This window comes from Paenibacillus piri (genome assembly GCF_004354045.1).
Taxonomy (GTDB): domain Bacteria; phylum Bacillota; class Bacilli; order Paenibacillales; family NBRC-103111; genus Paenibacillus_S; species Paenibacillus_S piri.
The window spans coordinates 460,951-474,981 of sequence record NZ_SMRT01000003.1; the positions used below are offsets into that span (position 1 = coordinate 460,951).

At 49.5% G+C, this 14,031-nt stretch carries 12 protein-coding genes; 9 read left to right on the forward strand and 3 right to left on the reverse strand.

Translation table 11 applies throughout. The features are described 5' to 3' along the window. Positions 1 to 406 precede the first annotated feature (406 nt). Positions 407 to 844, reverse strand: a complete 438-nt coding sequence (locus E1757_RS10245; protein WP_133227382.1) for a small multi-drug export protein — start codon at positions 842 to 844, stop codon at positions 407 to 409. A gap of 257 nt (positions 845 to 1,101) precedes the next feature. Between E1757_RS10245 and E1757_RS10250 the strand changes: the two genes are divergently transcribed. From E1757_RS10250 to E1757_RS10285, 8 genes are all read left to right on the forward strand, one after another. Then, positions 1,102 to 2,061: a carbohydrate ABC transporter permease gene (locus tag E1757_RS10250; RefSeq protein WP_133227384.1), complete on the forward strand. Its 960-nt coding sequence runs from the start codon at positions 1,102 to 1,104 to the stop codon at positions 2,059 to 2,061. Beyond that, complete coding sequence (locus tag E1757_RS10255; protein ID WP_133227386.1) at positions 2,058 to 2,894, forward strand: carbohydrate ABC transporter permease; 837 nt, start codon at positions 2,058 to 2,060, stop codon at positions 2,892 to 2,894. Before E1757_RS10250 ends, E1757_RS10255 begins: the two co-directional genes overlap by 4 nt. Positions 2,895 to 2,908: 14 nt before the next feature. Further along, on the forward strand, positions 2,909 to 4,756 hold the full coding sequence (locus E1757_RS10260) for a cache domain-containing sensor histidine kinase (RefSeq protein ID WP_133227388.1): 1,848 nt from the start codon (positions 2,909 to 2,911) through the stop codon (positions 4,754 to 4,756). After that, a complete protein-coding gene (locus E1757_RS10265; RefSeq protein ID WP_165972055.1) occupies positions 4,734 to 6,371 on the forward strand; it encodes a response regulator transcription factor in 1,638 nt (545 codons plus the stop codon). Before E1757_RS10260 ends, E1757_RS10265 begins: the two co-directional genes overlap by 23 nt. 89 nt (positions 6,372 to 6,460) lie before the next feature. Then, complete coding sequence (locus E1757_RS10270; RefSeq protein ID WP_133227392.1) at positions 6,461 to 7,771, forward strand: ABC transporter substrate-binding protein; 1,311 nt, start codon at positions 6,461 to 6,463, stop codon at positions 7,769 to 7,771. A gap of 178 nt (positions 7,772 to 7,949) precedes the next feature. Next, positions 7,950 to 8,717 (forward strand): Cof-type HAD-IIB family hydrolase, encoded by a 768-nt coding sequence (locus E1757_RS10275; RefSeq protein ID WP_133227394.1) that lies wholly within the window; start codon positions 7,950 to 7,952, stop codon positions 8,715 to 8,717. Then, on the forward strand, positions 8,714 to 10,156 hold the full coding sequence (locus E1757_RS10280) for an MFS transporter (protein ID WP_133227396.1): 1,443 nt from the start codon (positions 8,714 to 8,716) through the stop codon (positions 10,154 to 10,156). The genes E1757_RS10275 and E1757_RS10280 overlap by 4 nt, the downstream gene beginning before the upstream one ends. Positions 10,157 to 10,534: 378 nt before the next feature. After that, positions 10,535 to 12,079, forward strand: a complete 1,545-nt coding sequence (locus tag E1757_RS10285) for a copper amine oxidase N-terminal domain-containing protein (protein WP_133227398.1) — start codon at positions 10,535 to 10,537, stop codon at positions 12,077 to 12,079. Positions 12,080 to 12,171: 92 nt separating this feature from the next. Here the strand turns inward: E1757_RS10285 and E1757_RS10290 are convergent, their stop codons facing one another. Continuing rightward, complete coding sequence (locus E1757_RS10290; RefSeq protein WP_133227400.1) at positions 12,172 to 12,390, reverse strand: type II toxin-antitoxin system antitoxin; 219 nt, start codon at positions 12,388 to 12,390, stop codon at positions 12,172 to 12,174. A gap of 14 nt (positions 12,391 to 12,404) precedes the next feature. Then, a complete protein-coding gene (locus E1757_RS10295) occupies positions 12,405 to 13,247 on the reverse strand; it encodes an SPFH domain-containing protein (protein ID WP_133227402.1) in 843 nt (280 codons plus the stop codon). 226 nt (positions 13,248 to 13,473) lie between these two features. On the opposite strand from E1757_RS10295, the gene E1757_RS10300 reads away from it, so the two are divergent. Next, the gene (locus E1757_RS10300) at positions 13,474 to 13,818 is read left to right on the forward strand and encodes a thioredoxin family protein (protein WP_133227404.1); all 345 of its coding nucleotides are present in this window, start codon (positions 13,474 to 13,476) and stop codon (positions 13,816 to 13,818) included. Positions 13,819 to 14,031 lie beyond the last annotated feature (213 nt).

The window sequence follows — 14,031 nt, forward strand, 5'->3', positions numbered from 1 at the left end:
GTACAGGAATTTATTCCGGTCTGGCCTAAATTGAATGAAACAGGGGAAAAAGATGTATTTTTGCAGGAAAGATGCCGGGCGAACAAACTAAGAAGTAAACAGATGCAGATATGCAGGTTTTTGATCATTATGGTACCGAATATCTGAATGAGACCGCGTAGAGTGGTCCGGTAGTACCGGGATTGAAATTTGCATCAGAGCTTGGCTTCACTTTGCGGGGCAGGCGGCGGCAATAGCGGAACCAATCTTTGACTTCCGCTATTTTCTTCAATTGCAACCAAGACCGGCTCTATGGGAGGGGGGGCTGGAGTGCTTCCGCAATACTCTTGTGAAGGTTGTAGCGGAGCCATATACCCGGAGGAATAGTAGACGTAGACGCTAATCCGGGGCATTGACGCCGCCGGCTTCAAATAAACGAAGTATAAGACATAATGCCAAGCGCCAAGGCTGTTGTCAAAACAGCGCTCCAGAACACAATGCCAAGCGTCATCCAAAGCATCAGCCTCCGCGGCTCCGCTCCCAAAGAAACGCCGATAGCGGCGCCAAGTGGCGAGCCTGTCAGAAGCGGCGACAAGAAACCTAACCCGATGATCCCGTATTTTTTCCATACGCGGGACATCGTGGTTTCTTTGCGTTCGTTTTTCCGCTGAAAACGTTGCACTAACCAATTACGGAACGATTTCCCGAAAAAAATAATAACCGCCGCGGCAACAATGGAGCCCAATGCGCTGCAAATGCCGGTGGCTACGGGGGGCAACTGCAATGTAAATCCAAGCGGTATGGCTGCCCACAGCTCCAATATGCCGGCTGCGAATACCGAAAACCAAGCTGCTGTCGGACTCATAACGATCACATTCCCTTGTTGGATTAGTTTGCTATTTCTATAAGTTAACCTGAGGCAATACATGTAATACGGTAATCTTCAAAAAAAGTGACAAAAAACACCAAAATCCGTAATAGTAAGCTCAAGATGTGCTGATTTTTTAGTAAAAAAGTGAAAGAAATTGTTCATCCTTCTGCTACAAGCAAACCGGCCATCCCTCTATACTGTGAATAACAGCAACAAGCAATCACAAATTCGAAAATAGAGGTGGTTACATAATGAGCACCCTGAGCCGGGATGCTAAAGCGGCGACAAGCCTCTCCCGTACCTCCCGCAAAACCAAACTGAAAAATCACAACAACGCTGCCCTTGCGGGTTACTTATTTATCGCCCCTTGGCTGCTTGGTTTCATTTTCCTGACCTTATGGCCGATGCTTCAATCGTTGTATTATTCATTCACCGATTTTTCGCTTCTTGAGCCCGCCCAATGGATCGGTTTGGATAACTATAAAGAAATGTCAAAGGACCGGTTCTTTTATAATTCGCTTAAAGTGACTTTTGCCTACGTGCTGTTTTCCGTACCCGCCAAGCTGTTTGTCGCCCTTATGGTAGCTATGCTGATGAACCGGAAAATCCGCGGCATTTCGTTTTACCGTACATTGATTTACCTTCCGTCGCTTATTGGCGGCAGCATTGCCGTTGCCATTTTATGGAAAAACATCTTCGGGATCGACGGGTTTATCAATCATATTGTTCCGCTGCTTGGCATTGAAGCGAAAAACTGGATCGGTACACCCGAAACATCGCTTGGAACGCTCATCTTATTACGCTGCTGGCAGTTCGGCTCCGCGATGATTATCTTCTTGGCCGGGTTAAAACAAATCCCGAATGAGCTGTATGAGGCATCATCGGTGGACGGAGCGTCCAAGCTCCGCCAATTTTTCAACATTACGCTTCCGATGCTGTCGCCGGTTATTTTGTTTAATGTGATCATGGGAGTTATTCAGGCATTTCAAATGTTCACTTCCGCGTTTATTGTAACGAATGGAGGCCCGTTGAACTCAACTGAAGTATATGCGCTATATTTGTACCAAAAGGCTTTTACTTCATTTGATATGGGATACGCTTCGGCGTTGGCATGGGTGCTGTTGATCATCATCGGTATTGCCACATCGATTAACTTTGTCGCATCGAAATATTGGGTGTTTTATGAAGCCGAGGCAGGTGATAAAAAATGAAGCTTAACGCCCGCGCAAGTAAACTTTGGACGCATCTGATTTTGCTTGTATTCAGCCTGATCATGTTTTATCCGGTTGTGTGGTGGATCGGCGCTTCCTTCAAATCGAATCCCGAGCTTGCTTTGCCGACCTTGTTCCCTACCGTCTGGATGTGGGAAAATTATACGAAAGGCTGGGATGCGCTGCCAAAATATACGTTCACCTACTTTTATTTGAACAGCTTTAAGCTTAACATTACGACAACTATTCTTACGGTCATTTCAAGCAGCCTTGTTGCGTTTGGCTTCGGCCGGCTGGAGTTTCCGTTCAAAAAGCTTTGGTTTTCATTGCTGCTGCTAACGATTATGCTTCCCGGGCAGGTTACCTTGATTCCTCAATATTCCATGTTTCATTCGTTTGATTGGGTCAATACGTATTTGCCTTTTATCGTTCCGAGCGCAATGGGCAACGCCTTCTTTATTTTCCTGCTGGTGCAATTTATTCGCGGCTTGCCCAAAGAGCTGGACGAGTCGGCTAAAATGGACGGCTGCAGCTGGTTCGGCATTTATTGGCGCATTATTATGCCGCTCACCAAACCGGCTCTTGTTACCGTCATGATCTTTTCGTTTCTGTACGGCTGGGAGGATTACTTCGGACCTTTAATTTATTTGAATTCCGTTGACAAGTATACGATTCCGCTTGCTTTGCGCATGTTCATCGATACCCAATCGGCAACCGCCTGGGGGCAGCTGCTGGCTATGTCGCTGTTGTCCATTACTCCGCAAATTCTAGTGTTTTTTGTAGCCCAGCGCCATTTTGTGGAAGGCATTGCAACAACCGGTTTAAAGGGCTAAACTAGAGGAGCTATATGAATAAAGAGCTGCGTGTCTGGTTTCCCGGCCACGTGGCTTTTTGTCTCAAGGAGGTGCCCACTCTGAAAAATCCTATAAAAAAATACCGCATCGATTCCATTTTGTCGGGCAGCTTTACCGGATTTTTTATTCTGCTTCTCGTGATTGTTTGCTGGGTGAGCTATACCGTCTCCTCCAAGGAATTGGCGGAAAATACTTCCGTCTATCAGCAGGAGCTCATGAGTGAGCTGAATAAACAGATGATGCTGCAGATGCGGACAGTGGAGCAACTGTCACTCGTTATTTCACGGAATACAGAGCTTCTGCATTATTTGGATATACCTGAAAACGATCTTTATACGAAGCAGAAAGAGCAAGCCGATGTGCACAAGGTGATGAGCCAGTTGATCAACAGTACGCCCAGTCTGCAATCGATGAAGATGTACGTCAAAAAGCCGATGTCTTCCGATCCCAAAGAGTATGTCAGCTTTGTAGAACATAACGAAATGTTTAGCGAGCCATGGTACGCGCTTGCCGAAAAATCCGATTTTACCTGGCTGGGAGAGCGTTCTATTGAAACGATGCAAGGGACACAAAATGTGGTTACCTTTGCCCGCAAAATTTATTCCAATACGTTGGAATACCAAGGTGTTCTGCTGCTCAATGTAAAAGCTAAGGTACTTTATAACATGATGGTCGGCGAAAAACAAACGGCTCACCGCTATTTGCTTGATTCCGGCGGCAGGCTGATCGTCGGAACGAATCAGTCGATTTTCACGGAACTAAAGCTTCCGGAGCTTTTGAACAAAACCCAGTCCGGAACCGGGTACATGCATAAAAAAGGAAACGCCGGCGGCGCTGATGCGGATTATTTAATCGTTTGGGCCAAATCGTTTAATGAAGGGTGGATCATATCAGAAGTTACTCCTTGGGAAATGATTGCCGCGGGCAGCTTTAAGCTGGCCATGACGATTTTCTGGATCGGACTTGTCTCTATTCTGGCGGCGGTATTATTTACATTATACTTATCGCGAAGCTTCACCAAGCCGATTCGGCAGCTGCTTCAAGCTATGGGGAAATTTCCGTTAGAGCAGAAGCAGGTCGATTTGCCGGTGGATTACAATAATGAATTCGGCTCTATGTTTAACGGCTACCGCAGACTTACCGAAAGAATCGATGAATTATACCGCAGCTTGGATCTTGAGCATCAAAGGAAGCGGAAAGCCGAAATCAAAGCGCTGCAAGCGATGATTAATCCTCATTTTTTATACAATACATTGGACCAGTTAAATTGGATGGCGATTGATGCCGGACATGAACGAATGAGCCATGTGCTGGAGCTGATGGGCCGAATGTTCAGAATCGGACTTTCAAACGGCGAGAGCTTGATCACGCTGGAACAGGAGCTGTTGCATACGGAATGTTATTTGCAGATTCAACAGCTGCGTTGGGGAGACGGCTTGTTGTACACCATTGATGTCGCAGATGAATCGATGAAAGCTTTGCTCATTCCTAAGCTAATCCTTCAGCCGTTTGTGGAAAATGCGGTGATTCACGGGTTTCACGATAAACAGCAAGGCCGTATTACGATTACAGCCCTGCAGGACGAACAAGGGCTTATCATCCGGATTGCGGATGACGGTGTAGGGCTGAAGCCGGGGTGGAACCGCCAGCCCCGGAGAAACACAGGCGGCTACGGCATAAGGAATGTTCGGGAGCGAATCGAAGCGTATTTCGGCAGTCCGTACGGCATCACAATAGAGCCCGGCCATGAAGGGCAAGGCACTCAGGTGACCTTGCGGATTCCAAGGCTGGAGCCTAACGATAGCGGAGGGAATGACTATGTGGAAAATCGCCGTCATTGATGATGACAAAGCCGTCCTGCAGGGAATGAAAAAGATTATTCCGTGGGAAGACCTTGAGGCGGAATTTGCAGGTGAAGCGACGGACGGTCAGCAGGGGCTGGAGCTCATCCGTTCCGTCAGGCCGGATATTATCATCACCGATATTTATATGCCCGTTATGAACGGTTTGGATATGGTGGAGGAGCTTCGGAAAACCGGTTTTGAAGGCAAAATTATTATTTTAAGCGGATACTCCGACTTCGAATATGCCCGGCAAGCGCTGCGTCTAAATGTAGATGATTATTTGTCCAAACCGGTTACGGTATCAACCATTAAGTCCGTATTGGAAAAAGCGATTTTCGAGCTGGAAGGAGTCTCCACCCTGAGGCTTGAGCAGCATGAATTAAAGCAGAAGCTGATGCATTATGAGCCGTTTGTCGAGCAGGAGCGGGTGAAGGCGCTAGTAACCGGAAACGCGGTTGCAGGTAAACCGCTCCCTCCTTTTTTACAAGGCTGTCCCTGCGGAGAAGATTCCTCTGAATTTCTTGTAGTTGCTGTTGAGATTTTGCGGACCGTACGTGTATCCGAGGTTTCTCCAAGCGATTTTAACCTGTTCCGTTTCGCGGTCGGCAATATATTGCAGGAGGTTATTTCAGCTGCTTGGAAGGATGCCCGGTTGATTGAGCTGCACAGCCAGCATATGGCCGTTTTGTTGCATACGCCTAAGGCAAAGAGAGAAGAAGCTAATCTTCGCATCCGCCCGCTTTGTGAAAGTATGGTCAAGCATGTAGGCGATTATTTAAAGGTACAGTTGGAAATCGGACTAGGCACTTGGAAAGAGCGTTGGCAGGAGATTGCGGATTCAACCGAAGAGGCGTTTCAAGCATTGGCGGCCAAACGGCATATGCCTGTCCCGGGATTGCCCTTGTATGAATTTGTCAAGGATTGCGACCCGGCGGCCAAAAACGGCATGCTGGATAAGGCGACGAAGCTGCGGCCGGTGCAATTTTACCAGCAGCTCGGCGAAGCGATCCGCCATTTGCAGGAGCCGCAAATTCAAGAGGTGGTGGAGCGTTTTTTTCAGCCGCTGGAAGGGACAGACGGGCTTGCCGAGAAAGATATCCGCAACTTAGGCTTGGAAACATGGGCTATTTTGACGTATTCGCTTCTTGATGCCGGGGTACGAGCCGACGAGTTGTTTGACGCAGCTCAAGTAAAGGAAGAGCTCGAGCGTTTGACGTCTCCCGGGGAGCTTAAAGCTTGGCTGCTGGAAAAGGTAGCTGTTTTCTGCAGCTTGTCCGGCAAAAGCGAAAAGCTGAAGCATAAACAGGCGGTAGATTTTATGATCCAGCATATCCACGAACATTATGCGCAAGATTTGCATTTGAGCGACTTGGCTGAAAAGGTATATATATCAAGAAATTATTTGAGCAACATTTTTCGGCAAGCAACTGGAGAGACTTTTAACAGTTATGTAACCCGCGTCCGGATGGAAAAAGCAAAAAGTATGATTCTGGAAGGGCGCTGGATGATTTATGAAATAGCCGAAAAGGTCGGTTACAAAAATGTCCCTTACTTCACAACGCAATTCAAAAAATATACAGGCAACAACCCGACAGAATTCGTTAAAAACTGAAATAAATTGTGCATCTCTATTCTACTCAACCGGTTCGCTGATTGGTACCATAAGCATAGTAAAAAACAAGAATCGAAAGGGGTAATCTTATGAATTATGCACGTAAGCTTGCAGCAATTGGCATTTCATCCGTATTGGCTGTCTCTCTGGCTGCCTGCGGCGTCAAGGAAGAGGCCAACCAGAACCAGCCTGCAGCATCTAATAATGCTAATACCGCCGGCAGCAATAAGGCAATAAAGCTGCGTATTATGTGGTGGGGTTCCCAGGCCCGTCATGATGCAACGTTGAAAGCGCTTGATTTATACACGAAAAAAAATCCTAATGTTACCTTTGAGCCGGAGTATCAAGCTTGGGACGGCTATTTGGATAAAATGTCGACCATGGCAGCAGCGCGCAACCTGCCGGATATTATCCAGACGGATGCTGCATGGATTAGCGATTGGGGCAGTACAAACCGGTTGATGGATCTGACTAATGCGATCAATACCAAGGATGTCGATCCGGTTTTGCTGGACACAGGAAAATATAAAGACAAGCTGGTAGCGATTCCGCTCGGCAACAATGCGTTTGGCTTGGTCTACAACAAAGCGGCGGTGGAAAAGCTTGGCATCACGCCGCCTAAATACGGTTGGACATGGGACGACTTTTTTAAATTCGGCAAAGAGGCGAAAGCCAAGCTGGACAAAAACAAATATGTGTACAAGGACTTAACTACCGACGGGATGTATGACGCCTATCAATTGGCTAAAGGAAAAGGCTGGCCTAGAGCGGACGGTAAATTTAACTATGATAAAGAGACCTGGCTCGATTGGATGAACAAATTCGCCGAAATGCGAGCGGCGGGAATCGTACCGCCGGCTGATGTAAATATATCCGATAAAGGCGCCGATGCCAAGCTTGATCTCATGATCCAGGATAAGGTATTGTTCAGGAACTCCCACGCCGCCGAATTTTCGGGATTTGACGCGCTAAAACCGGGGCAGTTGGCTTTGGTAACGATACCTCAGGATAAACAAGCGGGCGGATGGTTGAAGGCTTCCATGTACTGGAGCATAAGCCCTGATACCAAAAATGCGGAAGAGGCGAAAAAGTTCGTCGACTGGTTTATCAACGATCCGGAAGCGGCGGATATATTGGGTACCTCGCGGGGAGTGCCTGTTTCTAAAAAAATTGTCAGCGGGTTAGAGTCTAAATTTACCCCGATCGACAAAGCCGGCATCGAGCTGATCAACAAAACCGCTCCGAATGCGCAAACCTTCTACCCGGGTCCGGGCATAAAAAACGGTTGGGATAAATTCGACAAGGAATATACCAACATTGTCCAACAAATTATGTTTGATAAAATAACGCCGGAAAAAGCTTGGGAGCAAGTTGAAAAGCTGGGAAAAGAAATCAAATAAAGGTTGGAGGCAACTTTTCAAAAGAGAGCCATAACGGAATATTTTGTTCCGCTGTGGTTCTCTTTTTGGTGTTCTCCAGATATGGCCACCCATGCCGCTAATACAGCACCATAGAGGATCCCACAAACCTGCTCCCTCTGCTATAATAAAGGCAGAATACAGAATGAGGTGACAGAATATGATTAAGCTGGCGGCATTCGATGTGGACGGGACATTGCGCGACCGGGACTACTTGCCTGAATCGACACGGACAGCATTGCTGAAATTGAAGGAGCGCGGCGTTGCGCTCGCCTTATGTACAGGCCGCAGCGAATACGAGATGGAGTCGCTGCGCAAGGAGCTTGCCATCGATTGGGCGGTTACTTGCAACGGCAGCCATATCGGCTACCAAGGGAAGACGGTTTTCGGCAACGCGTTTCCGAAGGAAACCGTCGCTGGGTGGCTGCATGAGGCCGAACGGAACAATCATGCGGTACTGCTGTACGGGGCGGAGCTGATGTTTACGAACCGGGAGAACGATTCGCTGTTCCTTCAAGCGCAGCGGGAGATCGGCTTTATGGAGCCGGTACCGCTTCAGACGGGCGAGGAGATGCCGGATGTATATCAGTGCATTATGTTTTGCAATGAGGAAGAGGAGACCGGCTACATCCGGGACCGGAGGGAAAGCTACTATATACACCGGTGGCGACCTTGGGCCGTTGACATTAATCCGAACGGAATGAACAAGGCGCTCGGCCTCCGGCGGCTGCTCGATCATCTGCAGCTTGCACCGCATGAGGTCGCCGCATTCGGCGACGGTCTCAACGATCTCGAGCTGATCGAGTCGGTCGGCACCGGAATTGCGATGGGCAATGCATGCGACGAGCTGAAGGCGAAGGCGCGTTTCGTGACCAAATCCATCCATGAGAACGGCATCGCCTATGCCGTGGAGAAATGGATCCTATGAGCGGGGCGGACAGAGAGCAATTGCAGCCTGCCGCTGTCCGCAACCGCTGGATCGTGCTGGCCAACGTGTCGGTCGGCACCTTTATGGCCACACTGGACGGCAGCATTGCCAATGTCGCGCTGCCTACAATGTCCGTCGAGCTGAACGCTCCGATTCATTGGGTTCAATGGGTGCTGACCGCTTATTTATTGACGATTTGCGCAACGCTTCCGATCATGGGCAAAATATCCGATTTGATCGGCAGAGGCACCGTGTATAACTACGGCTTTCTGCTCTTTGCGATCGGTTCGGGATTATGCGGCATCTCCAATACGTTGGGTATGCTTATTATTTCCCGGATCATCCAGGCGCTCGGCGCATCCTGTCTGATGACCAACAGCCAGGCGATCGTCGCCGAAGTGTTTGCCAAAGGGGATCGCGGCCGGGCGATCGGCATCGTAGGAACGGTCGTATCGCTTGGTTCCTTGACGGGTCCGGGGCTCGGAGGCATATTGGTCGAGCGGCTCGGCTGGCCGTCGATTTTCTGGATTAATATTCCAATTGGTTTGCTCGGGTTTATAGCCGGGTGGTTTTTGCTGCCGAAGGAAAAGTCCCGGGCGCACAAAGAACCGTTCGATTACAGAGGCTCGGCCTTATTTATATTCGGTATTGTCGGATTTTTGTATACGGTATCCAACGGCAAGGATTGGGGCTGGACTTCCGTCGTCACAATAGGCGGTCTTGCGGTATCGATTGCGGTTCTCGCTTATTTTTACATATGGGAAAATAAAACGAACCATCCGATGCTCGATTTCGGCTTGTACCGGGTTCGGACGTTTGCGATCGGCAACATAACCGCGTTCCTGAGCTTTATCGCGATGTTTTTCACAAATGTCATGATGCCCTTCTATATGCAAAACGTACTTATGTACTCGGCCGAGAAAACGGGCTATACGATGATGGTGTTTCCTTTTGTCATGGCGATCGTGGCGCCGTTTTCGGGCTGGTTGTCGGACAAGATCGGACCCAACATTCTTACAACGTTAGGGTTGATGATCAATGCGCTCGGCTTTGCGCTGCTTCATACGCTGTCGATTCACGAGGAAGCGTGGGTGGTCGGGCTGCATTTGTCGTTGTTCGGTTTGGGCGGCGGGCTGTTTCAGTCTCCGAACAATTCCAGCGTGATGGGGGCCGTTCCGGGCAACAAATTAGGTACGGCCGGCGGACTGAACGCATTGGTCAGAAATGTCGGGATGGTGCTTGGCATTTCCTTCTCCGTATCGATCTACTCGACGCGTTTGCATCAGACCGCGGGCGCTGCGGGTGCGGCCGATGCCCAGGCCATGCTGGATGCGCTTCATCTTGTATTTTGGGTTGCCATGGGCGTCTGCCTGCTGGCGCTGGCGGTTTCGGTAAGACGTCTCGGCAAAAAATCAGGACCTCAAAAGGCCGCCGCCTAGCAGCCTGTATATACGACGTTTGACAGGGTACGGAAGAACCAGGTTTCTTCCGGTACCCTGTTTTTTTTGTTGCCGGGGATATGATGCGCGAGCCGGGCTGCAGGTATCGGGAGCTCAACGGAATTCGCTTGAGGAGGCCGGAGAATAAGGCGCGGAGCGGGCGGCGTCGTTCCGGAGACGGGGTCAAAAGCGTTTTGTGCTGGTGCCGATTTTTCGTAGGTCGGGATACCCCTTTTTTGCCGCGAACAAGGATTAATCGCCCGTTTGTCGTATTTATAACTGGAAGGCTGCTTGGAACCTTTTACCTGCCGCGGACGTATAGACGTATGCCGGTGCGGGCCGCCGCCGCAATTATTTTTATTTATTTGGAGGTTGATCATGAATAGAATGAAACGGACATGGGTATCGCTTTTTCTGGTTGTTATGCTGATCGTGCTTGCAGGCTGTCAGGCCGTCAACGGTTTGGACGTAAGCAAAATGTTTGCGAACAGCTTGAACATCCAATCTGCACAAGGAACGCAGACCCTTACGCTAGAGCTTGAAATGAACCCGAGCGTAACCCCGATGACGGATGAGCAGCTGCTGCTCGAGCTGTTCAGCAAAGTGAGTGTCCGCATATCGGAATTCAGTATGCAAGACTGGACGCATGCTTCGCTAAAAGGGGTATTCGAATACACCCAGGGACAAATTCCGTTTCAAATGTCAATGAGCGACATGGAAACCGTCATTGCGCTGGAAGGTGCGAAGAAGCCGATCGTCATGCACAATCAATTTGCCGGCATGGAGACGATGAAGGAGACGATTACTCCCGAAATGGAGCGGCAGTTCAACGAATTTTACAAAAAAACAATCGAGTTTATGCCGGCTTTCTACAGCTACTTGATCGGAAATGCGCCGAATCCGGCGAACATTACCGCCGGCAGCAATAAATTCAGAATTCAGAATCAAAACGAAGGCGTCAACGGAAAAAAGGTTCATATTGAAATCAAGGGCAGCGAATGGATCGGTCTTGCCAAAGGATTATTGACGAACCTGGTTGCAGATGAAAAAGGCATGAAGGATATGCTGGGGCAGCTGTACGATGTGTATATACCGCTTGTCAAACAGTACATGCAGGAGAAAGGTCCGGACGGGGATTCGTCCATGGATATGATGAGTCTATATTTAAACAACAAATCGCTTGCCGTTGAAACGGCATTTGCATTTTTAAACAGCCACTTGAAACAAATGCTCGATGAAAGCTCTTCCGCCATGGATATGCCGAAGCTGCTGACGGACGATGCATTCTCGTTGAAGATGGATGTGTATACGGACAGTGAATTGACGCCGCGCAAGACGGATACCGAAATCGTGATTGCGTCGCCGACTGAAAACAGCGCGGTAAAATCGATTAAGCTCACGTCCGCCAGCGAATGGTGGAATGTGAATAAGCCGGTTACGGCGAATAAAATCGATACGTCCGCAGGGTCGTTCGTTTTCGCGCCCGACAAGCCTGCCCGAATCGTCTCGATTCTGGATCCGAATTCACAGCTGTATAAGCTGTTGAAGAAGGACCTGAAAATTACGAGAAAAGATATCCGAATGTCGATGGATAGCGGCAGCGGCGATTCGACCGCCCCTTACAACCTGGACGGCACCGTTATGGTCCCGATCCGCTATGTAGTCGAACAGCTGGATGCGGATGTGGCCTGGGAGCCGTCGACGCAAAAAATAACGGTCACCGATCCGCTCAACGGCATCGCCGTCAACTTGAACGTCGGCAGCCAGCAAGCTTCGGTAAACGGCATGATCAAGCCATTGGAAAAAGCCGCGGAGATCAGGAACGAATCGACCTATGTGCCGCTCCGCTTTATCGCCGAAAGCATGGGCGCGAAAGTCGGCTGGGACCAGGAATCGCAAACGGTCACGATATCCCGCGATTAAAACAGATAGGAAAAAACCCGATTCCGCCGGATCGGGTTTCTTCCTATTTGAGGCGGTTGTTCGTTCTGCGTATGCCTGATGCTGCACGAAGTTTAACCTTGGGAGCGTTCGTCTTCTTGCGTATCCGGGCTATCCGTATTGCTGCTGCCGGATGGCCGGGGAGTGGACAACCGGCCTGCGCGGGCCGCAGCTTCGCGAAGCAAAAATTCGATATGCCCGTTCACGCTGCGAAACTCGTCGTTAGCCCAACGTTCCAATGCTTCGTACAGCTTCGGGTCCAGCCGCAGGGCGAAGTTTTTTTTGGGAGCCATGGCCACGGCGCAGCTTAATACAGGCTGCCCGTATTAATGACAGGATTGGCGGAACGATCGGAAACGATGGCAACCAGCAAGTTGTTGATCATCGCGGCTTTGCGTTCTTCGTCGAGCACGATCACGCCGTCCTGCTCGATTTGGGCAATGGCCATCTGCACCATGCCGACCGCGCCTTCCACAATTTTGGAGCGCGCGGAGATAATCGCCGTCGCCTGCTGGCGCTGCAGCATGGCGCTCGCAATTTCAGTCGAGTAGGCAAGGTGGGTGAGCCGGGCTTCAAGCACTTCCACGCCGGCAACGGACAGCCGCTCTTGAAGCTCCCGGCTCAGTTCCTCCGCGATTTGCTCGGAATTGCCGCGCAGCGAGTAGCCTTCGCCCTCGAACAGGTCGTAAGGATACTTATTGGCCACATGACGCAGCGCCGTTTCGCTCTGGATTTCAACAAACTGCTCATATTTATCGACATCGAACATCGCCTTGGCCGAATCGACGACCCGGAATACGACAACGGCGGCAATTTCAATCGGGTTCCCTTCAATATCATTCACTTTCAGCTTTGCGCTGTTAAAGTTGCGGACACGCAAGGAGACATGCTTGCGAATGGAAAAAGGAATGGCCAGCCAGAAGCCGCTGTTTCGAATCGTACCGGCGTAGCTCCCGAAAAACGTGACGACCATCGCCTGATTCGGTTGGACGACGGTGATGCCGGATGCCAGCACAGTCACAATACAAAGTAAAGCAATCCCGATGAAAATAGACCCGTTTACGAGCAGGACTACGGACAGAGCCGTAGCGGCCAGAAGCAGCAGAAGCGAGAGAAATCCGTTTAATGCCCAAGCTTTTTGTTCGTTCATTATAAAACACTCCTTCTCATTCAGTAGTAGTATTGATTGAATATCGATTTGATATTTAAATGATATCACTTTTTCTAGTAAATGTAAAATGGAATTTGATGGATTTCGGACAAACGGGCGTTGACATCGGAATAAGGTCATGCTATAAGTGGTTGTAAGCAGAGAAAAGCTGCTGTTTATTATGGCGGCAGCTCGCCAATCTTATGAATAAAGGCGGTGCATCCGAATGGAGCAAGTGAAATCCGAGCAAGTATTTGACCAAAAAATTGCGGGTACGAAACCGACTGTTGCGGTATTTAAAGCGACATGGTGCAAAGACTGCCACTTTATCGAGCCGTTTATGCCGGCCGTTGAGGAAGCTTATCGGGACCGGCTCGATTTTATACAGCTGGATCGCGACGAGGTGCCCGACTTGTGCGAAAAGCTCAACATTTTGGGCATCCCCAGCTTTATCGCATTCCGCGAAGGACAGGAGCTCGTCCGGTTCGTCAGCAAGCTGCGTAAAACAAGGGAAGAAATCGAACAATTTCTGGATCGCGCGCTGGAAGTGGCCGACGCCCTCAAGAAGTAAGGCTGCACCGAACTCATGCGGTTCAAAGCCGCCGTTCCACGGATTTCATCATCCGCGGAGCGGCGGCTTTTTTCGTATTCACAACCTTGACAAACGCGCTCGTCCCGTAGGACGGCGAAGCCGTTTACCCTGTTTCAACGCTTTGTAACATTTCCGAATGGATTTGCTTGGTTTTTATGGCTATAATGATACATGAACGATTCGACTTTATTA